Raw genomic sequence first — 22,733 nt, 5'->3', positions numbered from 1 at the left:
CGGAATTGAAGCATGGTGAAAACGGCCATCCCGCCTCGGGATGGCCGTTTTCATGGCCAGTTGATGGGATCAGTGGCTGGCGGGTGGCGCGATCAGCGTGCCATCGGCGGCCGGTACGCCGCGGCGGATGGCGCGGGAGAAATCCGTCGCCGCATGATTTCCGATATCCGAGGCACGCGCCCGGGCGTTGATATGACCGAGCCGGTGCAGGGTCGCCAGCGGGCGTGAGGTATCGAGCCCGCCGAGATCGTAGACGTAGCCCGGCAGATAACCCGACAGCAGCAGCCGGTAATCCAGCGGCAGCCCCGGAACGATGGGTCTGAGCATATCGAATACCAGAGTGGTGCAGTTGCTGGTCAGGGTATTGTAGAACTCGGGGTGATCGCGCAGCTCCCGGGCGGTGTCGAGATAGGCCAGCATCAGCTGACGCATGGCCGGCTGCGGGAGGCCTACCCGATAGAGATACACCGACTCACCACGCATATTGGTACGAGTGCGCACAATATCGCGCTCATCGGCGGCGATCAGGCTCAGCTCGAACTCCCTGAAGAACCCGCCGAAGGTCGAGAAGTCTTCGTTGCGTTCACGGCGAATCTCTACCGAAAAGGTCAGATAGCGGCCGTCGCTGAAGCCGAAGCTCACCAGGGTGTGAGCGATGGCCGGCCCCATCCAGTACGAGACCAGCATATCCACCGAGCGCAACCGATCGAGATCGTACTCACGTGTTTCCCAGCGTGGGGTGAAATCATCAAGTGTGCGCCACTCGAAGTTGCGCACGTTATGGAGCGTGATATGTGAGCCCTGGCGTTCGAAGGTGAGCTGGCGTGCCACATCCGGCGCCCAGTCACGATCGTTGTGTGGCGTGATGGTCTGCCACCAGCCGAGCAGGGCGAACAGTGCAGCCAGATAGCCGGCGAGGCTCCAGCGACGCAGACGCTGCCAGTGCACTCGGCTGATGCCTGCCATGGTTGCCAGGGCAAGTGTGCACCAGAGCGTGATGACCCCAAAGCGCAGCGCGACCGGGCCGGGCAACTGGAACCAGAGGGCGCCACAGCCCCAGGCGGTGGCGATCAGTACGGCCAGGGCCAGCAGCAGGCGAAGCAGACCGAACAGGAGTGTCGAGAGCATGAAGCGGGCTCCGCAAAAAGAGAGTCATCATGCCAGCCGGTACGCAAGGGAGCGAGATAGCTGAAACCGGGCTGTTGGCGTTAACCGGTCAATTCGACCTTGGTATAATATTTTCGAGCTCCCGGGAGTATGTCATCCTGGCCGAATCCCTCGATCAGCGAGTCTTCCATGTCATCGTCCGAGATCCCCGCTGCCCTGCGCCTGTCGCTGCGCCGACTGTGGACGCTGGATCGTTTCGCCTACAGCCTGCGTGTGTTCATTGCCCTGTCAGGGGCGATGTGGTGGAGCTGGGTGCAGGATGACATGCATGTCATGATTCCGCTCTTTCTGGGCGTGATCGCCAGTGCCCTGGCGGAAACCGATGACAGCTGGCAAGGGCGGCTTCTGGCCCTGCTGGTAACCCTGGTGTGCTTCTCGGTGGCGTCACTGTCGGTCGAGCTGCTGTTCGAGTGGCCCTGGCTGTTCGTGGTGGCCCTGGGCGGCTCGAGTTTCGTGCTGATCATGCTGGGGGCAATCGGCCAGCGTTACGCGACCATCGCCTCGGCCACACTGATCCTGTCGGTCTATACCATGATCAGCCTCGAACAGCGTGGCGGTGTCCCGCCGGATAATCTCTGGCATGGGCCGGCGCTGCTGGTAGCGGGGGCCGGCTGGTACGGGGTGTTGTCAGTGCTCTGGCACGCCCTGTTCGCTCATCAGCCGGTCAGACAGAGTCTGGCCACTCTGCTGGGAGAGCTCGGTGACTACCTGATGCTCAAGTCGACGCTGTTCGAGCCGGTCCACGGTGTGGACATCGAGCAGCGTCGGGTGGCCCTGCTGCGCCAGAACGGGCGAGTGGTCAACGCGCTCAACCAGACCAAGGAGATGATCTTCAGCCGTATCGATGGCCAGCGTGGCGGCCGGCGTATCGATCGCTATCTGCGGCTTTACTTCATCGCCCAGGATATTCATGAACGCGCCAGCTCGACCCATTACCCCTATGGGGCGCTGGTCGAGCACTTCTTTCACAGCGATGTCCTGTTTCGCTGCCAGCGCCTGCTGCATCAGCAGGGGCGCACCTGCCGGGCGCTGAGTCGCGCCCTGCTGCTGCGCCGTGCCTTTGATCATCGTGAAAGCGAACAGGCGCTGGAAGAGCTGCGCGCCTCGCTGACTCATCTGCATCACCAGGCGCAGACACCGGTTACGGCCGAACGACGACGGCTGCTGCGCTCACTCAACGCCTTGCTGATCAATCTCACCGAGCTGGAGCGGCAGCTGGCCGGCGCTTATAACCCGGAGGTCATCCCGGTCGAGGGGGATCGCAGCCTGTTTGACCGCACGCCCAGCGGCCCTCGCGATGCCTGGCAGCGGGTGCGTAACCACCTGACCCTGCGCTCGCCGATCCTGCGTCATGCGCTGAGATTGTCGACGGCGCTGGTGGTGGGCTATGGCGTGCTCAGGATGGTGCACCCCGTGCAGGGCTACTGGATTCTATTGACCACGCTGTTCGTCTGCCGGCCCAATTTCGGCGCGACGCACCGCTTCCTGCGCCAGCGTATCATCGGCACCGTGGGCGGATTGATCGCCGGCTGGGCGCTGATCACGCTGTTCCCGCAGCCGCTGGTGCAGTCGATGATTGCGGTTCTGGCCGGGGTGTTGTTCTTTGCCAATCGGGCGACCCGTTACACGCTGGCGACGGCCGCGATCACGCTGATGGTGCTGTGTTGCTTCAATCAGGTAGGCAACGGATTCGGACTGATCTGGCCACGGCTGATCGATACCCTGCTGGGGGCGCTGATTGCCGGCCTGGCAGTGGTGCTGATCCTGCCGGACTGGCAGGGGCGCAGGCTCAATCGCGAGGCGGCGGCGACGGTCAGCGCCAGCCGTGACTATCTGCGTGAGATCCGCCATCAGTATCAGACCGGCAAGCGCGACGATCTTGCCTATCGGCTGGCGCGTCGCAATGCGCACAACGCCGAAACGACCTTCTCCACCCTGCTCTCCAACATGCTGCTCGAGCCATCGCCCTATCGGCGTGGCGCCGATGATGGCTTCCGTTTTCTGGTGATCGCTCACACCATTCTGGGGCACCTGTCGGCGCTGGGGGCGCATCGTCACCATCTCCAACAGCACCCGGCGGATCACCCTGATGATCCAGCGATGGCATGCGCCTATGACACCCTGATCGATCAGCTCGATCGCATTGCCCGCGCTTTGAGCGAGCGTACTGCCATTGAGCTTCACGAGCCCGGGCCGGAGGTGATCGCAGCGTCGCTGGAGCCTCAGCCGGAAGAGAACGATGAAGGGGATCGGCTGGTGCCGACCCAGCTGGCGCTGATCTGTCGACAGATTACACCGTTGGCCGAGGCGGCCGGCCGATTGATCGACAGCGCTCGGACCGGCGCCCGCACGGCGGAGGCTATCGGGCAGACGTCCCGGAGCGGCTGAGCAGCTCCAGCGCGTGACGTGTGGCGTAGTAGTACGCCTCGTTGCGGGTCAGATGCAGTTGCTGAGTGGTGCGATCGAATCCGCGCCGGCGACCCAGCAGGGTAGCGGCAGTCTCCTTCAGGGTGCCTCGCAGGGTGCCGTCGCTGGGCAGGCGCAGCAGCGAGCGGGTGAGCTGCCCGCGGATGACGTTGCGATATACTTCAAGACTCATGGCCTCGTGACGGCGCTGGTATTCGTCGGCATTGAGCTGACGGCAGAGCGCCTCGAGATCGATCCGTTCGTTCTCTTCGGAAAGCACCACGACGCCATCACGGTTGTGGTGAAAGACCGGAATGAACTCGAGTGGCCGACCGCGTTCGAGCTGTAGTCTCAGGGCGTAACCATGATGACGGTCGCCCGTCTGCGCGGTGATGGAGTTGAAGTGGAAATTGCCCAGACTGTAGACGATCAATGAGTCGCCGTGGCGCTCCCAGCCCTGGGGTACGTGCGGATGGCAGGCGATGACCGCATCCGCCCCGAGGGTGCAGAGATGTCGATAACGCTCGCGCCACTCCTGCTGAGGGATGGAATAGTTTTCCAGCCCGGCATGAGCAAACACCAGCACGAAGTCGCAGGCTCGCCGCAACGCCATTACGGCGCGATCGAATCGGGAGTGATTGAGCCAGGCATAGCCCGCCCGATCCTGGGGGGCATTGCTGTCGAGCACACCGAACTGAGCCTCGCAGGCATTGAGCATGCCGACGGTCACATCACCGAAGCGCCGGATCAGGGGACGATAGGCACTCTCGGCATCGGGCCCGGCACCCAGACTGTCCAGCTCAAGGCGTCTGATCTCTTCCAGGGTGGCGTTAAGGGCCGGCTCGCCATAATCCATGGTGTGATTGTTGGCGAGCAGCATCAGATCGAACCCTTCCTCGCGCAGTCGTGACAGTACGCTGGCAGGCTGGCTCAGGTGGGGGCCCGATTTGCGCTGCGCACTGCCATGGCCGCTGATCGGCGCTTCCAGATTGCAGATGGCATAGTCGGCCGCGCGGATCTGTTCGCTCAGGGCCGGATCGCACAGCGGCCCCTCCTGATGGCGGATGTTGACCACATCGCCGCAGACAAAAAGTTCGGGCATGCAGGAGTTCCTGGCAGAGTAACAAGGCGGCAGATTATATCTGCAGACTCTCGCGGAGTTTGTGCGGCATCAGCACTTCCAGCTGCAAGCGGAACACCCGACCCCGGCGATAGAACAGATTGAGCAGGAAGGCCGACAGGATTTCGGCACACAGCGTCGACAGGGCCGCGCCGGTCATCCCCAGTTGCGGAATCAGCAGGTAATTGAGACCGATGTTCAGCAGGCTGACCACAATCATCTTGCGCAGCAGAAATCCATAGCCACCGAGCACCGTGATCACACTGTGTGCGGCAGTGCCCTGAGCGGAAAAGATCGAAGAGATCACGGTAATGCTCAATACCGCTGCCGCCGGGGCATAATCCGTGCCGTAGAGCAGTTCGATCAGCGGCTCGCTCAGCACGCCGATAAAGATTGCCGGGCCCAGTGTTACCAGCAATATCATGGCGAACAGCTTGCGCACCTTGCGATCGAACAGGGCCGGGTCGTTCTCACGGGCGGTCTCGTTGATGCGCACCATATAGGAGGTGATGATCGCCATGGGCAGAAACATCCAGCCCTGGGAGAGCGTCAGGGCGGCGCTGTAATAGCCGACATGGGTCTGATCCACCATCGCGCCCAGCATGATCTGATCGGTGCGGGTATAAATGGCAATCGAAATGCTCGACAGCGCCAGGGGCAGTCCGACCTTCATCAGGTGGCGAGTGTGACGACGGCTTTTGCCGTTGAAGGCGCGTACTCGATCACGGGTCTGGCGGCGATAGACCTGCCACTTGATGCCATAGGAGATCGCCCATTGGGCCACATTGGCACAGGCAAACCAGATCACGCTGCCGCCAAACTTGATAAAGCTCAGCTTGAGGATGACACCGATGGCCAGTGCGATATTGCCGGCCAGGGTGTTGAACTTGGCGTTCAACAGCGCATTGAAAAAGATGGTGAAGATGTCGTTGGCAATGAAGAAACTGCCCCACAACAGAATACAGAAGACAATGATTGCCTCACGACTCTGGAAGTAGAACAGCCCACCGACAGTGAGCAGTACGGCAATAAGCCCGAACAGCAGGGCTCGAATTCGCCCCGAAGTCTCCAGCAGCAGCAGGCCACTGGCCTGATTGCGCACCAGTCGATTGAACACCACATTGTCGCTGCCCAGCTTCACCAGTGGACTGATCAGCGCCACGATGGCCATGGAAAAACCGATCAGACCGAAGGCGTCAGGTCCCAGATAGCGGGCGACATAGACATTGATGAAGATGCCGGCCAGCGCAAACATCACCTTTTCGGAGAGGATCCAGCCGGTATTGAGAAGCGCCCTGTTCATGCTGCGAATTGACCATGGACTGGTAAGTGAAATGGCTGAGCAGACACTAGTCTGTGCAGCCGAATGATGCCAGACCTGGAGTTGTACAAATGTGCAGGGATGAAGAAGGCTCGACTATCAGCCCGTTGCAGTCATCGGTTGACGGGGCAGCAGTGAACACCGATAGCCCCGTCAGTGAGACAGCCAGTCAGTAGCGCGGAAATGATGTTGCCGCTCAGGCGGCGCGTTCAGCCATACGATCAAGCAGTTCACCCAGGCCACAAGCGTGCAATTGTTCCCTGAGTTGCGGTGAGCACTGTGCCCAGATTTCTCCGGTCTGTTCGCAATCGCGATGGAGTTCATGATAGTCACGCTCGAGCCGGTCAAGGCGGGCAAACATCTGATAGATGTAACTGCCCTCGACCAGGCGAGCGCGGAGCGCATGGTATTCCTGTTCGTTGGCGTTGGCCTGGGCATGGTAGCGATCGAGTTTCATGGCTGCATCCGGTGTGTTTCACAAAGTTACAATCACATCATCGGCAGCGTGGGAACAGGATTGAATGCATCTTTGGCAGGGCCGGATGTAGAACGACTACCTGTCGACTGTTCGCCCCTGCATGGGCTCGCTATGATGCGTTGACGGTAATACAACAACGATGACCGATCTGCCGGAGGGTTCATGTCTGATCGTCGTGCCTCGTCGGATGCTGTCATGGAAAAGACAGCGGCTTCCCGGCCCCCGCTGTGGCTGACCGCGGGCCCAGGTATCTTTCTGCTGTTGTGGTCGCTGGGGTTTCCGGTCGCGAAGATTGCCACCGGCTACGTCGATCCCATGCTGCTGCTGGCCTTGCGCTTTCTCTGTGTGCTGGCCGTGCTGCTGCCACTGGCCCTGTGGTTGCGCCCACCGCTGCCAAAGCGCCGGGCCGACTGGGGGCATCTGATCGTGACCGGTTTTCTGCTTCAGACGCTTTATTTCGGGCTCTCATGGAGTTCCTTTGCCTTTCACGCGTCGGCAGGCACGGTTGCGCTGATCGTGTCGCTGCAGCCGGTGCTGGTGGCGCTGGCGGCGCCGGCCATGGTCGGCGAGGTCATCAGCCGTCGTCGCTGGCTTGGCTTCATGCTGGGACTGGTCGGTGCGGTCATTGTGATCATGGGACGCTCGGCCGTTGAAGCCACCAGTATCCCCGGCCTGCTCTGTGCCTTTGGCGCGCTGCTGGGCATCACCAGCGCCACACTCTACGAGAAGCGTTTTGGCGTCAGCCATCATCCGGTCACGTCCAACCTGATCCAGTACGCCACCGGCTTGATTACCACGCTGCCGCTGGCGGTGCTGTTCGGTCAGCTCGATGCCGATTTCAACGGTGTCGTAGTGGCCTCGCTGGCCTATCTGGTGATCGGCAACTCACTGATCGCGATCACCCTGCTGCTGGCGATGATTCGACGCGGTGAGGCGTCACGCGTATCGGCACTATTCTATCTGGTGCCGCCCTGTGCCGCTCTGCTGGCCTGGCTGATGCTGGGTGAAGCAATGCCGCTACTGGCCTGGCTGGGCATGGCGGTCGCGGCAGTGGGGGTGGCGCTGGTACGGCCGGGTCAGCGCGGCTGAGAGTCAGGACCTGACGATTACTGCCATTGCGGCGCCCGCGTTGCGCGGATCAGATCGAGCTGCTGGCGCCACGGGTCCGACTTTGCCACAGCGTCACGCTGCTCAAGGATCATCAGTTTCTGTGCCTCGGGCGTATGCTGCGGCCAATAGGGCAGGCCCGGTCCGTTGGGATCACCATGGCGTGCGAAATTGACGAAGTAGTCGTGCATGAGGTGTTCGGTACGGTCATCGCTGGCTGACAGCCCCTTGTCAAAGCGGGTCGCCAGTGTGGCGAATACATAGGGAATATCGGTGGCGTGTAGCGCGCCTGCCCAGTGCGGGCGCATGGGCTCGGCGACATGAGCAAAACGGTAGCGCCAGACCGGTGCGCCGAGGGCATGCATTTGATCGGCAATGAAACGCGCCGGTTCGGTCATCAGGCGATCACGCCCGAGGCGTCGGCCGACCTGTTCCACGCTCTCATCGGGTGTGGGGTCGTAGAGCGTTCGGGCCAGCGCTCGATCTTCGCCGAAGCGGGCGAACAATTGCGTCATGGTATCGGCATCGGAAAGTCCCAGATCACGATCGGTGGTACCGATCAGCAGTGGCAGGGCCTGCTGGTTGCCGTGGTGATAGCGCTGTTCGGGAGGGGCGACCACGATGGTGCCATCACGAATGGGCCCACCGGCATAGGTGGCATGCTCGGGATCCGCGGAGAGCAGGGTGGCAAGATTGAGCTGTCCTGTTATCGCGGCGGCAGGCAGCGCACGCAGACGCTGCGCTGTGCGCTGGTCGTTGTCACCGTCGATGCCGTGTTGCCGGGCGAAGCGTTGACCGAGGGTCTCGGCAGACGGGTTGTGTGGCCGGTCTTCACGCAGATCATGCATGGTGCCCATCAGGTGGCGCCCGCCTCCGGACATTACTGCGGCACGCTGAAACAGCCCACGAGCGGCTGGCGAGGCAGCCAGTTCGAGTACGGCGTTGCCACCTGCGGACTCGCCGAAGATCGTGACCTGGTCGGGATCGCCGCCAAACTGGGCAATATTGCGCTTCACCCACTCGAGACCGGCAATCTGATCCATCAGCGCGTAGTTGCCCCAGGGGCCCGGTTGAGTGGCTTCCAGCGCCGGATGGGCAAAGAAGCCGAAACGTCCGAGACGGTAGTTGAGGCTGACAAATACCAGCCCATCGCGCGCGAAGGCGCTGCCATCGTAGATGGGTGAACTCGTGCCGCCGTTGACGTAGCCCCCACCGTAGAGCCAGACCAGCACCGGCAGGTCGTGATCAGTCTGCCGGGCGGGTCGCCAGACATTGAGATAGAGGCAGTCTTCCGATACCCGCCCATCACCGGGGGCCGCATCGCTGTTGACGCTTTTTTGCATGCATTCAGGGCCAAAGCGGGTCGCATCGCGCACGCCGGACCAGGCGTTCGGTGGTTGCGGTGGGCGCCAGCGGTGGGTGCCGGTTGGCGGTGCGGCAAAGGGGATACCGCGAAAGACGACGACATCATCGTGCCCTTCACCGTGGACACGCCCGCTATCGATTTGCACCGTCTGCGCTGTGGCATCGGCGCTTGCTGCGCGTGACATCATTGCCATCACCATGATCAGCATGGCGATGCCCACTCCCAACCTGCGCACTGCCCTCATGGCACTGCTCTCCTGATAGGGCCGATGGCCGTTATGATCTGCGCGCGTCGAGCGCTGCGGCCAGATTGGCCGGCGGGTAGTCCGTGTTCGTGGCGATGCGCTGGTGCACGCTGTCATGCAGGCTGGCATCAGGCGGGATCTCACGGACATGAGTGCCGAGCAATCGCCACCAGCCGCTCAGGGAGTCGTGTTTTATCCCCTGCGGATCGGGCGCAAGAGCGGTCAGCGCCTCTTCGGTCAGTTCGAGGCCATATGCTCGTGCCTTCTCCAGCATCCAGTACAGCGGGATATCTGCCAGGCCGCGCTCGGTATATTCGCCGCCGATATCTCCATGCACGCCGGGAAACCAGACCTGTTCGACATGCTGCCCGGCGTTTAGTGCCTTTTCATCCCACAGGGCCGGGACAAAAGCGCGCCGGCGCTCATCAATGGAGACGGCGTGAAAGGCGTGGGCCACGCCCGGCGCCAGCTTCGCAGTATGGAACTGGCGCATCGAAAGCAGGATGCCGAGTGCGCCGATGGTATCCCAGACGCCGACAAAATGAGGCGAGCAGGGGCGGGCAAAAGTGTCGCGAAACGCCCTGCACTTCGCCAGCGAGGCGTTGCTCAGATAATAGTCGCTGACGGTGGTGATCATGTGCTCGTGATGCGGATAGAGCAGCCCACAGCCATCCAGCATCGAGGCCAGCGAGCGGGCAATGAACGCCCCCCGGCTGAAGCCGAAGATGAAGACCCGGTCTCCCGGCTCATACTCGTTCATCAGAAACCGATAGGCCTGCTCCAGGCTGCGACGAATGCCGTAACCGAATGCCGAGCCCAGCAGCTTGCCCAGCGTGGTGCCCACGTTGAGGCCGAAAAAGCGTGCCGCAAAGGTGCCCACGCCCGGCGTATAAAAGCACTTTTGCCCACCGGTGTGACGGTCGAGTGCCTGGAGCAGACGGACCACGTTGGTATTGCAGCGGCTGAACTGATTATTGGTGCCATCACAGCAGATGATGATATTGCGCATCGAGCCTCGACGTGGTGATCGAAAAAGGTACGGCGTCAGTTGACTGTAGTCACCTCTCGATCAGCGGTCACATGGCGACCGCGATGGCGTGCCCGAGCGTTGCCCCGAAATGTGTCGGGGCGCGCCTTTTGGGCGCCGAGATGACAAATGGCGCTGAATTGTCCCACCGATATGACGAAACATTCCCTTCAACCGGTCACCTGAATGACAACCGGTCACACAACGAACAGCTGCCCGTCATTTGTCGCTGGTGCATTTCGCTGCCGGGCACCATGGCGGTGCGTTCGGCAGTGCAGGGAAGGAGCGTGCAGTACAGCCAGGCTCGAGCAATTGATTTTAAAATCAGATGCTTGCAGAGGTTTTGCAAGTTCTGGCACGCCGCTTGCCATGATAGGTCACCACAAGTCGTCTCGAACACAATAAGTGCAATTGTCGGGAGCAAGCGATGACCCTCAAGCGACGTGACATTCTCAAGACCGGAGCCGGTGCCCTGGTGGGCCTTGCCGGTGCGCCCATGATTGCCCGTGCAGCGGACAAGCAGCAGTTCCACTGGCGCATGACCAGTGCCTATCCCTCCGGCTCACCGTTCTATTCGACCGGCCCGGGTTCGGCGAGTGATTTCGTCAAGCGGGTCGAGGCGGCTTCCGGTGGTCGGCTGAAGATCGACTTCTATCCGGCCGGCGAGCTGATCCCGGCACTCGGCGGTTTCGATGCCGTGCGCGGCGGCACGGTACAGATGAACTGGGGGAATGCCTATTTCTGGGCGGGGCGCTCGTTCGCTGCCCAGTACTTTACCGCCGTACCCTTCGGCATGGATGTGATGACGGTCAATGCCTGGCTCTATCACGGCGGCGGGCAGGCGCTGTGGGACGAGGTCTACGCTGATTTCGGCCTCAAGGCGCTGCCGGCGGGCAATACCGGCATGCAGATGACCGGCTGGTTCAAGAAGCCCCTGGAGGGATTGGAGAGTTTCAAGGGGCTGCGCATGCGTATCCCGGGGCTTGCCGGCAAGGTCTACGAGCAGCTCGGCGTTAACGTCAAGGTGCTGCCGGGCGGTGAAATCTTCCCTGCCCTGGAGCGCGGCGTGATCGATGCCGCCGAGTTCGTCGGCCCCTATCTCGACCGACAGCTGGGTCTGCAGAACGCCGCCAGTCACTACTACACCCCAGGCTGGCACGAACCCTCCAATGTCTCCGAGCTGCTGATCAACAAGGCCGCCTGGCAGCAACTGCCGGACGATCTCAAGGCCGTGGTGCAGAACTGTGCCGCGGCCTGCAACGAGATCAGCTTTGCCTGGTGCAACGCCAACAATGCCGCAGCGCTCAATGACCTGACGCAGAACCAGGGCGTGACCGTGCACCAGCTGCCGGAAGGCGTACTGCCAAAGCTGCGCGAGCTGACCATGGACACGCTATCGACTCATGCCGCCGAGGATCAGCAGGTCGCAAAGGTTCACAAGGCCTATTTCGACTTCAAGAAACAGGCGAAAGGCTGGCTGGATGTCAGCGAGAAGGTCGTGCTCAACGAAAATCTCTGAACCGAGGCTTCGTTATCGCCCCGCGGGGCGCCAGCCGGCGCTCCGCTTCCCTGTCTTACGCCATGCTCCGGGAGCTGACGCGACATGACTATCTCGGACGCCGGCACCCGCCGGCCACGGGGGGCGAATGCCCTCGACCGCTGCATGCTGATCATCGACCGCCTGGTGGAGTGGCTCGGCCGCCTCACCGCCTGGCTGACCCTGGGGCTGGTGCTGCTGGTGGCCGGGGATGTGATGCTGCGCTACATCTGGCACACCGGCTCGGTGGCCGAGCAGGAACTGCAGTGGCATCTGCTCGCAGTGGTCTCGATGATCAGCGCCTCCTACACCCTGCAGCAGGATGAGCACGTGCGCGTGGATATCTTCTATCAGCGCTACAGCCCGCGGGTGAAACAGATACTCGAAGTCATCGTGTCGCTGCTGTTCGTGGTACCGACCATGGCCTTTCTTACCTGGATGTGTCTGGGCTTTGTCGAGCAGTCCTGGTCGCTCGGCGAAGGCTCGCCCGACCCCGGCGGTTTACCGGCCCGCTACGTGGTCAAGGCCTTCGTGCCGCTGGGCTTTGCGCTGGTAGCGCTGGAAGGGCTGGTGCGCGGCATTCATGGGCTGATCGAACTGATGGGCCCTCGTCCTGCGGAGGCGCGCCATGGGCATTGAGCTGCTTTCCGTGTGGATGGTGGTGGCCCTGTTCGCGCTGCTGCTGATCGGCATTCCGGTACCGTTTGCGCTGGCCTCCAGTGGCATCGTGTTCGGTATCGTCGGCTTTGGTCCGGCGCTGTTCGGGCTGCTGCCGCTGCGGGTCTTCGGCGTGGTGACCAATTACACCCTGCTGGCCATTCCGCTGTTCGTGTTCATGGGGGTGATGCTGGAGAAGTCGCGGCTTGCCGAGCGCATGCTCGAAGTGATCGGGCATGTGGCCGGCCAGCGCCCCGGGGGCATGGCCATGGCGATCGTGATCGTGGGTGTGCTGATGGGCGCTTCCACCGGCATCGTGGCGGCGACCGTGGTGACCGTGGGGCTGATCAGCCTGCCCACCCTGCTGGCACGGCACTACAGCAAGTCGCTGGCCTGCGGCACCATCTGTGCGGCCGGTACGCTAGGGCAGATCATTCCGCCCAGCCTGGTCCTGATCGTGCTGTCCGATATCTCCGGTGAATCGGTCGGTACCCTGTTTGCCGGCGCGCTGATACCGGGATTGCTGCTCTCCGGCCTCTATGTGCTCTATCTGGTAGCGATGGCCTGGCGGCGCCCCGAGCGGATGCCGCCGATCGATGCCGAGGAGCGTGCCGGCGTATCCACCGGCACTCTGATGCTCGACCTGGTGAAGGTAGTGGCGCCGCCTCTGGCACTGATCGTACTGGTGCTGGGATCGATCATCGGGGGGATTGCAGCCCCCACCGAAGCGGCCTCGATGGGGGCGATCGGCGCCATCCTCCTGGTGGCCTGCACCGGTCGGCTGAATCTGTCGGTCATGAGTGAAACGGTCATCTCGACCTTCAAGATCACCGGCATGACGATGTTCGTGCTGATTGCCGCGCAGGTATTCAGTCTGGCCTTCCGTGGACTGGGTGGTGACCGGCTGATCGATTCGCTGTTCGAGTTCCTGCCCGGTGGGGTGTGGGGCGGCATCATCTTCATGATGGCGCTGATCTTTCTGCTCGGCTTCTTCCTCGACTGGATCGAAATCTCCTACATCGTGCTGCCGCTGCTGCTGCCGTATTTTCAGGCTCAGGGCACGGATCTGGCGTGGTTGTGCATCCTGGTGGCGATGAACCTGCAGACCTCTTTTCTGACACCGCCGTTCGGCTGGTCGCTGTTCTATCTCAAGGGGGTGGCGCCCCCGGAAATTTCCACCCGCGATATCTATGCCGGGGTGCTGCCCTACATCGGCATTCAGTTTCTGGCGCTGGTACTGCTCTGCCTGTTCCCGGCGCTGGTGACCTGGTTGCCCAACGCCATTGGCTGGTAGGGCAGGCAGCTGCTGCGGTTATTGAACGGTGACAGTCTGGAGATCTCGCCATGCAGGATTCACCCCCGGCGCGTCGCGGCATGATGGTCGCGCCACACTACCTGGCTTCCCGAGCGGGGCGGGATGTGCTCCAGGAGGGCGGTAACGCCATCGAGGCAATGGTGGCCGCTGCGGCCGCCATCGCCGTGGCCTATCCGCACATGAATGCCCTGGGAGGCGACGGCTTCTGGCTGATTGCCGAACCCGGGCAGGCGCCTGTCGGCCTTCAGGCCTGTGGGTGTGCCGCGCAGCTGGCCGATCGCGACTTCTATGCCGGTCATCAACGCATCCCTGCGCGCGGGCCGCTGGCGGCGTTGACCACGGCCGGCACCGTGGGCGGCTGGCGCGATGCACTGACGCTCTCGCAACAGTGGGGTGGGCGGCTGCCGCTTGCCCGGCTGCTGGCGCCGGCCGCTGAGCATGCCCGGCACGGCATCCCGGTGAGTCGCAGTCAGGCGTCGCTGACCGCAAGTCGATTCGAGGCACTGGCCAAGGTGCCGGGCTTTGCCGAGCATCTGATGATGGCGGGGGCCGCACCGACAGAGGGGGCCGTACTGCGTCAGCCGCGCCTGGCCGAGACGCTGGAGCAACTCGCCCGCGCCGGGCTGGATGATTTCTATCGTGGCGAGCTGGGGGCCGCGATGGGGGAGGATCTTGAGCGGCTGGGCAGTCCGCTGCGTCACGCTGATCTGCAGGGCTACGCACCGCAGTGGGTCACACCGCTGTCGCGGGCGGTGCGTCAGGGCCGGGTCTGGAACCTGCCACCACCTACTCAGGGCGTCGCTTCGCTGATGATCCTCGGCATCTTTGACCGGCTGGGGAGCTCGCGCGCAGAGAGCTTTGCGCATCTGCACGGTCTGATCGAGGCGACCAAGCAGGCGTTTCTTGACCGGGACCGTTACGTTACCGATCCACGCTGGATGACGCTCGACCCCGAGGCGCTGCTGTCTGACGAGCATCTCGATCAACTGGCGACTGCCATCGACCCCCAACGGGCCATGGCCTGGCCGCAGCCGATTGATGCCGGCGATACGGTATGGATGGGCTGCATCGATGGTGAGGGCCGGGCGGTGAGCTTTATCCAGAGCACTTACTGGGAGTTCGGGTCCGGCCTGGTGCTGCCTTCGACCGGCGTGCTGTGGCAGAACCGCGGCATCGGCTTCTCGCTGACCCCGAACGCCCGCCAGGCACTGCTGCCGGGGCGACTGCCGTTTCATACCCTGAATCCTGCACTGGCGCGTCTCGATAATGGCGAGACGCTGGTGTACGGCACCATGGGGGGTGAAGGACAGCCGCAGACCCAGGCGGCGATCTTCACCCGCCATGTGCACTTCGGCCAGCCGCTGCAACAGGCAATTACGGCGCCGCGCTGGCTGCTCGGACGCACCTGGGGCGAGGAGAGCACCACGCTCAAGCTGGAGTCGCGCTTTGACGCCGCACTGATCGACGATCTCAGGGCCGCCGGTCATGAGGTGGAGCTGCTGGCCCCCTACAGCGACGCCATGGGCCATGCCGGCGCCGTGGCCCGCCACGCCGATGGATGCCTTGAAGGCGGCGCTGATCCGCGCAGCGATGGAGAAGTATCAGCGTTCTGAGGCGGCCGGAAACCCGAGGGCCAGGGCCTGACTAAAGCTTGGCGCCGCCCTCACCATGTTTGACCCTTGCGAGCAGGTTGGTGCAGTTGACCGAGATAATCGCCTCGCGCCCCAGCAGGTGGCGGCGGGCGAAGCTGTCAAAGCTCTCCTGGCTGTCGGTCAGGGTGTGAATGTGCAGGCTGCGCAGGTCACTCATGATGTAGAGGTTGATCACCTCCTGACACTCCGCCAGCTCCTCGGCGATCTCCTCCAGTGCCCAGGGCGCCACCTTGAGATCGACAAAGGTGGAGATCACCTTGCCCAGCCGGGCGGGGTTGACCACGGCGGTGAACTGCTCGATCACGCCGCTGTCGACCAGCTGCTGCACCCGATCCCGGGCATGAGCGCGGGAGATATCGAGTTCACGGGCCATGTCGGCATAGGACATGCGGCCATCCTTGAGCAGCAGATTGAGCAGGGCGCTGTCGAGCTTGTTCATGACTGTCGCTTACCGGCGTAGTGACAAAAGGCTACAGTATCATGCCGGACAGTCTCCGCGACGGTCCCCCGATGTCGCGTTGACCAGCCGTCGAGGCGGTGAACTAATGGTGAGAACAGGCTCAGGATGGCGCGACCATGGATATTCCGCACCAGCGACTGGTCTACTTCCAGGTGACGGCCGAATCCGGCTCGCTGCGTCGGGCGGCGGCGCGGCTGAATATTGCCCCTTCCGCGGTCAGCCGACAGATCGCCCTGCTGGAGCAGGCCTTTGATGCGCCCCTGCTGGAACGCACGCCACGCGGCGTGCGACCCACGCTGGTGGGGGAGATGGTGCTGGATTATTGCCGGCAGCGCAGCACTCTGGATGGGGATTTTGTCGCCCGGCTTGAAGCGCATCAGCGCCTTGAGACCGGTACCATCATGCTGGTGGTGGGGGAAGGCTTCATCGGTGATCTCATCGATACGCCGCTGAAAACCTTCACCGAACGTTATCGGGATATCCGACTCGATGTGCGGCTGGCCGGGACCGATGACATCATCGAGGCCGTGGTCGAGGATCAGGCCCACATCGGACTGATGTTTCATGAGCGTATTCATCCTCAACTGCGCTTCTGGCACTCCAGCGCTCAACCGCTGATGGCGATCTGTCCGCCCGGACACCCACTGACCGAGATTCCGACCCCGCTGACCCTGGAACAGCTGGCTGAAGCGCCGGCGGCGCTCTGGAAGCCTGGTCATGGCGTGCGCACGCTGGTCGATCAGGCCTTTGCCGAGGCCGCCCTGCGCCCCTGGGTCAGCCTTGAGACCAATTCCATGGCCGTGTTGCGCCACTCGGTACTGGCCGGCATGAACATCACCTTCCTGCCGCGGTTTGCCGTGGCTCATGAGCTGGAGGCAGGCAGCGTGGTCGCCCGCTCGATCGCCTGCGAGACGTTTCGCACCTCCCAGGCGCACATGATTACGCGGGTCGGCCGTCGCCAGCCCCAGGCCAGTCTCAAGCTGCTGCGTCATCTCGGCAGCTGGATGCGGGCGTTCAGGGGGTACAGCAGCTAGCTTTGCAGGACGTGTACCGCAATGGTACTTAACCGACCGGGTATGGGCAGAGCCGTGCCAATGACCTGCAGGACCGGAGAACGCTCATGATGCCAATGGACGCAGTAAACAGCATGGCTGCCGTGGATGACAGCGGCGATATCAACGTCATTATCGAGACGCCCAAGGGCAGCCGACAGAAATACGATCTCGATCACTCGACCGGACTGTTCCAGTGGTCGCTGGAACTGCCCGAGGCGATGCTGTTTCCATTCAGTTTCGGATTCATTCCGGGCACGCTTGGCCCCGATGGTGACCCGATGGATGTGATCCTGCTGCTGGATGGTGCCGTGCCGCCCGGCACGCTGGTCAAATCACGCCTGATTGGTGTGCTCGAACTCGAACAGGACGAGGATGGCGAGATGGTACGCAATGACCGGCTGATTGCGGTCGCCAATCTCTCCCGGGCCTATGCGGGCGTTGATCGGCTGGAAGAGACCCGTGAAGGTCTGGCCTGGGATATCGAGCAGTTCTTTCTCTCCTACAACCGCATGCTTGATCGGGAGATGAATGTGCATGGCTACGAGGGCCCGAAGGCCGCGCAGCAGTTGCTGGAAGGGGGCCGCAGCAGGTCATGAAATGACGGATCTGCTGCGCCGGTTCAACCCCGTGATGAGGACACCATCATGCATCCCGTGATCACTCTGGATCAGCTTGAACTCGAACAGACTCGCCAGGGCGCGCTGTTCGAGTCGCAGGATTGCGCCTTCGCTGAGCTGATTGGCCTGCAGGGCCTGGGCGCGCGCTACAACGAGGTGGCGCCGGGCAAGAGCGCCTGCCCCTTCCATAATCACCAGGTCGAGGATGAGCTGTTCGTGATCCTCGAGGGCGAAGGCGAGTATCGCTTTGGCCTGCAGCGCCATCCGGTCGGGGCCGGCGATGTGCTGGGGGCTCCGGCCGGCGGCACAGAGACGGCACACCAGCTGATCAATACCGGTGCCCAACCGCTGAAATATCTGGCCGTTTCCACCCGGGCACGCGCAGAGATGATCGAGTACCCCGACTCCGGCAAGTTTCTGGTCAAGAGCCATACGCCGGAAGGGGAACAGACGCGCTTCGTCGGTCGTTACAGCGACGAGCGTGATTACTGGGAAGGCGAACCGGGCGCCTGAGCGCCTACCCCTTCTTCGGCTTGTAGAAGATGAACTCCTGAGTGCTGACCGTGCGGGTAAAGTGATCAGCCCAGGCGGGTGAGACACCGCGGTGATGGAAAAAGAGCGCGCCACGTGTGCGCTGTGGCAGATCGCCGTTGAGGGCGCGTCGGGCGATTTCCCGGGAGTAGGTATACGCCTTCTCGCTGTCGGCCTCGTCCGGGCGACCATCGCACCACCAGGAGAACTGGCAGTTACCCTGCTCCGAGCCCTGGCGGACCACGCCGCACACGGTATTGGGAAAATCGGGGCTGGCCAGCCGGTTCATGACCACCTCGGCCACGGCTTCCATCTCGCGGGTATCGGTGCCGCGGGCTTCCCAGTAGACGGTGCGCGCCAGGCAGGTGATGGCATCATCCAGTGGCGCCGTGCCATTGGGGTCCACGGCCTGCACACCGGCTTTGGTAATGGTGACATCGGGCGGCGCCGTGGCCGTTCCATCAGCGGAAGCGGTTTTTTCCAGCACTCGGGCCTTCTGTTCCGCCACCTTCGCCCGGGGTGACGGATCAGCGGCATTGGCCGGCGGGTATGACAGCAGCAGCAGTGGCAGGCAGGCAAGCAGAACGGTGATCAGACGCTGGCGCATGGTCAGCTCCACGGGAATGGAAACATCATTTTACGTGGTTGGCGCTCGGAAGAAACCCGAGGGCAGTTGGTGATCGTCCATGGGCAGGAAGACCGCCACTGCCCACCTGAAGCTATTCAGTGATCGGCAGGATGATGCACCCCATCGCTGGTGGGCACCTCACCGAGTTCAAAGGGATCAACACCTTCGAGACAGCCGATGTTGTAGCCGTACTGTTCGGGATTGGAGCGACGCTGGTGATGCGTGTAAATGCCGCAGATCGAGCAGAAATAGTGTCGGGCAGTGCGGGTATTGAACTGGTAGAGACGCAACTGCGCCTCTCCGCTGACCACACGCAGATTCTCGAGGCTGACCGAGCCCACAATGGCGCCTTTCCTGCGGCAGAGCGAACAGTTGCAGCGCCTGGGATCGACAATGCCGTCAGGCAGTGTCAGCGCAAGCTCCACGGCGCCGCAGTGACAGGTCGCTCGGTGCTGATAGCGGATCTCGGTATTACCCACTTTCCTGATCATGGGCACGCTCTCCGTGATTGCGATGCGATCTATCGGTGATTCGCTGCCCACCAAAGTACCGCACCCTCGCCATCATTTCAGCACTGCACGAAGCGCAGCAGTGGACCCAGCTCATGGGGCGGAATATCCGCATGGTGCTCGTCATGACGGACGAAATCGACACCGTTGGCCTGCCAGAGGGCCATGGCAGCAGAGAGGTCGCGACAGGCCAGCGTGAGCGCTACTGCCCGGGATGGGGTGGGCGGCAGACCGGCCAGCAGGGGAAAACGCTCGCCCATCGTGGTGGTGTCCAACAGGTGGCAATCCCCCTTGTCGGTTGCGATGGTGAATCCGCCTGCTTCGGGCGTAATGGCCGCCTCGCCGTGGATATCGCGGAAGTGGCCCAGATCGCGCTGGCGGGTGCTGCTGACATACCAGATATCGGTGAGCGCGATGGCCGTATTGGCATGCACGGTCAGGCTCGGATCCTGACGGAGCAGCTCAGGGCTCAGCTGCTGACAGAGAAACTGGGTCAGCCAGGGCGCATCGCGATGATAGATGATGTCCAGCGCCACACCGACTTCTTCATCCCGCCCATCGGCCAGATGCGCCAGTCGGCGGAAGATGGTGGGGCGCACATGCGTCAGGCCCCGCCCCAGCAGAACGGCATGATCGTGGACCATGTCCTCGCTTTCCAGCCCGACCATGACAATGCCATCACCCAGTCGGTCAACATGCCTCAGGCGCGACTCGATCAGCCGCCCGAACCGGAAGTTGTTGTCATCCGCGTAGTCGAGCTGGCCTGGCCGAATGATGGCCATCAGCTCAATGAAGTTGCGCTCGAAGAGCAGCAGATGGTTATCGGTGCCCCAGGGGTGCTGATGGCGGGTATTGAGGGTAAACCCCAGTGCTCGAGCGCGCTCTGCGGTGCGCTCGAGATCGCGTACTGCAATGACCGGATGATCAAGGCCGAAGCTCATGGTGAGACACCTCCCCGTGTCATGATGTTGTCATCGGCACGGGCCGATAGTGTCTGAAGTGCCTCCTGACCGATAACGGAGATGATCATGTCGTGACCATGTTCGCCCGAGCGATTTGTCCACTGATCATCGACCGCTGCCATAACCCATTGCCACACTGGCCTCTTCTCCGGTTTCCACCCAGACACTCTGTGCCAGGGTGTATTCGAGCAGTCCGTCCGGGCCACTGGAACGACCAAAGCCACTGTCCCGGAAGCCGCCAAAGGGCGACATCACACTGATCGACTTGTAACTGTTGATCCATACGGTGCCGGCCCTGAGCTGATGCGCAACGCGGTGTGCTCTGGCCGGGTCCTGAGTCCATACGGCGCCGGCCAGGCCGAAACGGGTGGCATTGGCCAGGCGGATGGCATCGGCCTCGTCATCAAACGGCATGGCGACCAGTACCGGGCCGAAGACCTCCTCGCAAGCAATCTCCATATCGGCTTTGACATCGGCCAGCAGTGTCGGTGCCAGGTAATAACCCTCGGCACCTTCCGGCAGCCCGGATGGGCGCTGGCCGCCTGTCACCAGCCGGGCGCCATCCTGACGTGCGGTTTCGATCATGTCCATCACGCGCTCGAACTGGCGGGCATTCTGCAGCGGGCCCATGCGGGTCGCCTCATCCTCCGGCAGGCCGAGGGCAATCTGTTCGGCGGCGCGCGCCACCCGCTCGATGACTTCATCAAAGATGTCGCGCTGAATCAGCAGGCGTGAGCCGGCCACGCAGCTCTGCCCGGCGGCCGCAAAGATCGCCGCCTGGGCGCCGGCCACGGCGTCATCGAGCCTGGCATCGCTGAAAATGATGTTGGCGGATTTGCCGCCGAGCTCCAGCACGCTGGGCACCAGCCGCCGGGCGCCGGTCTCGGCGATCATCCGGCCGCTGGCGGGCGAGCCGACAAAGACCAGCTTGCTGATGGCGTCATGACCGGTGAGGGCGGCACCGGTCGAGGGGCCGAGGCCGTTGACGATGTTGATCAGTCCCGGGGGTAGCCCACCGCTCTCCAGCAGTTTGGCCACGGCCACCGACGAGAAGGGTGTGAGTTCGGAAGGTTTGAGCACCGCGGCATTACCGGCGGCAATGGCCGGCGCAAGCTGCCAGGCGCAGGTGAACATCGGCGCATTCCACGGCGTGATCTGACCCACCACGCCATAGGGGACGCGACGCACATAGTTGAGATGGCTGGTCGGCACCGGAATCACCTCGCCGTGCTGCTTGTCGCACCAGCCGGCGTAGTACTCGAACATCTCGCGCACCTTGCCCACTTCACCACGACAATCGCGGATCGGCTTGCCAGCAACCACGCTCTCCAGCCGGGCAAGTGATTCCTCATGGCCTTCGAGCATGCGCACCGCGGCGTTCATGCGCCGGCCGCGCTCGCTGGCGGTGAGCGCCATCCATGCCTGCTGCGCCTCCACTCCTGCAGTCACGGCACGCTCAATCAGCGTTTCACCGGCATCGGCGTAGCGCACCAGCTCACCACCGGTGGCCGGATTGGTCAGGGGGATGGGCTCACCTTTACCGGCTACGGCCTCGCCGGCAATCCAGTTGGCCAGCGGCTGCGCGCGGGAGCCGAGGCCGAAGTGGGTCAGCAGCTGATTCAGAGTGTCGTGCGCGGCTTGATCGAGAGCATTCATGAGGCGGTCTCCTGCCGGGCGGCGGCGAGCAGCTCGCCGGCAATGCGGTTGAAATCCTCGCCATCGGCGATGTGCTCGGCCCCGGCATGCCAGCGCTCGACCACGGCAGCCAGCAGCCCCGGCGGCATACCGAGCTGTTCAGCGGCGTCCCGCGCCAGGCGCAGATCCTTGCGCATCAGCCCGGTGGTGAAGCCGGAGTCGAAGCGCTCGCTCAGGATCCACTCGGGGAAGTTGACCTCGCTGACCGCGCTGCGCCCGGAACCGCTGTTGAGCCCGGCCAGACAGGCCGCCGGATCGACACCCGCCCGGGCGGCCATGGCGACGGCCTCGCCGGTCGCGATCAGGTTGGTGGCGCAGAGGTAGTTGTTGGCGAGTTTAACCACGTGACCGCTACCGGCGCCGCCGACATGGGTACGTTTGGCCGAGAGCGCCTCCAGCAACGGCATTACGCGCTCGATGGTGGCGGCTTCCCCACCCAGCAGCATGCCGAGCTTGCCTGTCGCAGCCCCTTTGGGCCCGCCACTCACCGGCGCATCGAGCCACGCCAGCCCGGCCTCGATGACCTTCTGCGCCAGCTCGCGGCTGACCGTGGGATCGCTGGTCGAGGCGTCGATGACCACGCTACCCTTCGGCGCGCGGATCAGCAGTCCGGGAGAGGTTTCGATGACTTCGCGCACGTGATCGGAGGTCGGCAACGAGAGCAGATAGACCTCGGCGGCCGGCAGCTCATCCGGCGCGGCCACCTCAAGCCCCTGATCCGCCAGCCGCTGGCGGGCGGCTTCGAAAACATCGCAGCCGATAACCTCGAAGCCGGCCTGTTTGAGGGTGAGGGCCATGTTGCCGCCCATCTGGCCCAGGCCGATGACAACACTCTTCATGGTACGGCGTCTCCTTGTTGTTGTGACGATTGGCCTGACA

Annotated in this window: 21 protein-coding genes; 9 read left to right on the top strand and 12 right to left on the bottom strand. The window is 62.9% G+C overall.

Annotated elements, in window-relative coordinates; all coding sequences use genetic code 11:
* Positions 1–69: 69 nt before the first annotated feature.
* Complete coding sequence (locus tag FY550_RS15715) at positions 70–1,128, bottom strand: Lnb N-terminal periplasmic domain-containing protein (protein ID WP_070979826.1); 1,059 nt, start codon at positions 1,126–1,128, stop codon at positions 70–72.
* Positions 1,129–1,296: 168 nt separating this feature from the next.
* Between FY550_RS15715 and yccS the strand changes: the two genes are divergently transcribed.
* Positions 1,297–3,555 carry a YccS family putative transporter gene (yccS, locus tag FY550_RS15710; protein WP_070979824.1) on the top strand — a complete coding sequence of 753 codons (2,259 nt, stop codon included), beginning with the start codon at positions 1,297–1,299 and terminating at the stop codon, positions 3,553–3,555.
* Here the strand turns inward: yccS and FY550_RS15705 are convergent.
* The 3 genes from FY550_RS15705 to FY550_RS15695 all read right to left on the bottom strand — a co-directional run bounded on the left by FY550_RS15705 (position 3,527) and on the right by FY550_RS15695 (position 6,471).
* A complete protein-coding gene (locus tag FY550_RS15705; protein ID WP_070979822.1) occupies positions 3,527–4,675 on the bottom strand; it encodes a CapA family protein in 1,149 nt (382 codons plus the stop codon). The genes yccS and FY550_RS15705 overlap by 29 nt on opposite strands.
* Positions 4,676–4,709: 34 nt before the next feature.
* Entirely contained in the window at positions 4,710–5,996 is a 1,287-nt protein-coding gene (locus FY550_RS15700) for a flippase (RefSeq protein ID WP_070979819.1), read from the bottom strand.
* A gap of 214 nt (positions 5,997–6,210) precedes the next feature.
* Positions 6,211–6,471 (bottom strand): hypothetical protein, encoded by a 261-nt coding sequence (locus FY550_RS15695; protein WP_070979817.1) that lies wholly within the window; start codon positions 6,469–6,471, stop codon positions 6,211–6,213.
* 183 nt (positions 6,472–6,654) lie between these two features.
* Between FY550_RS15695 and FY550_RS15690 the strand changes: the two genes are divergently transcribed.
* Positions 6,655–7,581: a DMT family transporter gene (locus FY550_RS15690; protein ID WP_084388190.1), complete on the top strand. Its 927-nt coding sequence runs from the start codon at positions 6,655–6,657 to the stop codon at positions 7,579–7,581.
* A 17-nt stretch (positions 7,582–7,598) separates the two neighbouring features.
* On the opposite strand, the gene FY550_RS15685 is transcribed toward FY550_RS15690, so the two are convergent.
* Both FY550_RS15685 and FY550_RS15680 read right to left on the bottom strand, forming a co-directional pair.
* A complete protein-coding gene (locus FY550_RS15685) occupies positions 7,599–9,209 on the bottom strand; it encodes a carboxylesterase/lipase family protein (RefSeq protein ID WP_168169340.1) in 1,611 nt (536 codons plus the stop codon).
* A gap of 31 nt (positions 9,210–9,240) precedes the next feature.
* Positions 9,241–10,218 (bottom strand): DUF2235 domain-containing protein, encoded by a 978-nt coding sequence (locus FY550_RS15680; protein ID WP_070979813.1) that lies wholly within the window; start codon positions 10,216–10,218, stop codon positions 9,241–9,243.
* A 445-nt stretch (positions 10,219–10,663) separates the two neighbouring features.
* Here FY550_RS15680 and FY550_RS15675 point away from each other — a divergent pair, with 445 nt between their 5' ends.
* The 4 genes from FY550_RS15675 (at position 10,664) to FY550_RS15660 (ending at position 15,358) form a co-directional block, all read left to right on the top strand.
* Complete coding sequence (locus tag FY550_RS15675; protein ID WP_149054653.1) at positions 10,664–11,755, top strand: TRAP transporter substrate-binding protein; 1,092 nt, start codon at positions 10,664–10,666, stop codon at positions 11,753–11,755.
* Between the two features lie 84 nt (positions 11,756–11,839).
* Positions 11,840–12,412 (top strand): TRAP transporter small permease subunit, encoded by a 573-nt coding sequence (locus tag FY550_RS15670; protein WP_149054652.1) that lies wholly within the window; start codon positions 11,840–11,842, stop codon positions 12,410–12,412.
* Positions 12,402–13,724, top strand: a complete 1,323-nt coding sequence (locus FY550_RS15665; protein WP_070979808.1) for a TRAP transporter large permease — start codon at positions 12,402–12,404, stop codon at positions 13,722–13,724. The genes FY550_RS15670 and FY550_RS15665 overlap by 11 nt, the downstream gene beginning before the upstream one ends.
* 50 nt (positions 13,725–13,774) lie before the next feature.
* The gene (locus FY550_RS15660) at positions 13,775–15,358 is read left to right on the top strand and encodes a gamma-glutamyltransferase family protein (RefSeq protein WP_070979806.1); all 1,584 of its coding nucleotides are present in this window, start codon (positions 13,775–13,777) and stop codon (positions 15,356–15,358) included.
* Positions 15,359–15,389: 31 nt separating this feature from the next.
* On the opposite strand, the gene FY550_RS15655 is transcribed toward FY550_RS15660, so the two are convergent.
* On the bottom strand, positions 15,390–15,836 hold the full coding sequence (locus tag FY550_RS15655) for an Lrp/AsnC family transcriptional regulator (RefSeq protein WP_070979803.1): 447 nt from the start codon (positions 15,834–15,836) through the stop codon (positions 15,390–15,392).
* 137 nt (positions 15,837–15,973) lie between these two features.
* On the opposite strand from FY550_RS15655, the gene FY550_RS15650 reads away from it, so the two are divergent.
* From FY550_RS15650 to FY550_RS15640, 3 genes are all read left to right on the top strand, one after another.
* Complete coding sequence (locus FY550_RS15650) at positions 15,974–16,891, top strand: LysR family transcriptional regulator (RefSeq protein WP_070979801.1); 918 nt, start codon at positions 15,974–15,976, stop codon at positions 16,889–16,891.
* A gap of 86 nt (positions 16,892–16,977) precedes the next feature.
* Positions 16,978–17,508: an inorganic diphosphatase gene (locus FY550_RS15645; protein ID WP_070979799.1), complete on the top strand. Its 531-nt coding sequence runs from the start codon at positions 16,978–16,980 to the stop codon at positions 17,506–17,508.
* Positions 17,509–17,556: 48 nt separating this feature from the next.
* The gene (locus tag FY550_RS15640; RefSeq protein ID WP_070979797.1) at positions 17,557–18,042 is read left to right on the top strand and encodes a cupin domain-containing protein; all 486 of its coding nucleotides are present in this window, start codon (positions 17,557–17,559) and stop codon (positions 18,040–18,042) included.
* A 4-nt stretch (positions 18,043–18,046) separates the two neighbouring features.
* On the opposite strand, the gene FY550_RS15635 is transcribed toward FY550_RS15640, so the two are convergent.
* From FY550_RS15635 to FY550_RS15615, 5 genes are all read right to left on the bottom strand, one after another.
* Positions 18,047–18,667: a cell wall hydrolase gene (locus tag FY550_RS15635; protein ID WP_070980421.1), complete on the bottom strand. Its 621-nt coding sequence runs from the start codon at positions 18,665–18,667 to the stop codon at positions 18,047–18,049.
* A gap of 116 nt (positions 18,668–18,783) precedes the next feature.
* The gene (locus FY550_RS15630) at positions 18,784–19,179 is read right to left on the bottom strand and encodes a GFA family protein (protein ID WP_070979795.1); all 396 of its coding nucleotides are present in this window, start codon (positions 19,177–19,179) and stop codon (positions 18,784–18,786) included.
* Between the two features lie 77 nt (positions 19,180–19,256).
* Positions 19,257–20,138 (bottom strand): VOC family protein, encoded by an 882-nt coding sequence (locus FY550_RS15625; protein ID WP_070979793.1) that lies wholly within the window; start codon positions 20,136–20,138, stop codon positions 19,257–19,259.
* 126 nt (positions 20,139–20,264) lie between these two features.
* The gene (locus tag FY550_RS15620; protein WP_070979791.1) at positions 20,265–21,815 is read right to left on the bottom strand and encodes an aldehyde dehydrogenase family protein; all 1,551 of its coding nucleotides are present in this window, start codon (positions 21,813–21,815) and stop codon (positions 20,265–20,267) included.
* Positions 21,812–22,723 (bottom strand): NAD(P)-dependent oxidoreductase, encoded by a 912-nt coding sequence (locus tag FY550_RS15615; protein WP_233350333.1) that lies wholly within the window; start codon positions 22,721–22,723, stop codon positions 21,812–21,814. Before FY550_RS15615 ends, FY550_RS15620 begins: the two co-directional genes overlap by 4 nt.
* Positions 22,724–22,733 lie beyond the last annotated feature (10 nt).

Source organism: Kushneria phosphatilytica, from assembly GCF_008247605.1.
Lineage (GTDB): Bacteria > Pseudomonadota > Gammaproteobacteria > Pseudomonadales > Halomonadaceae > Kushneria > Kushneria phosphatilytica.
This window is presented reverse-complemented; position numbering and strand designations above follow the sequence as displayed.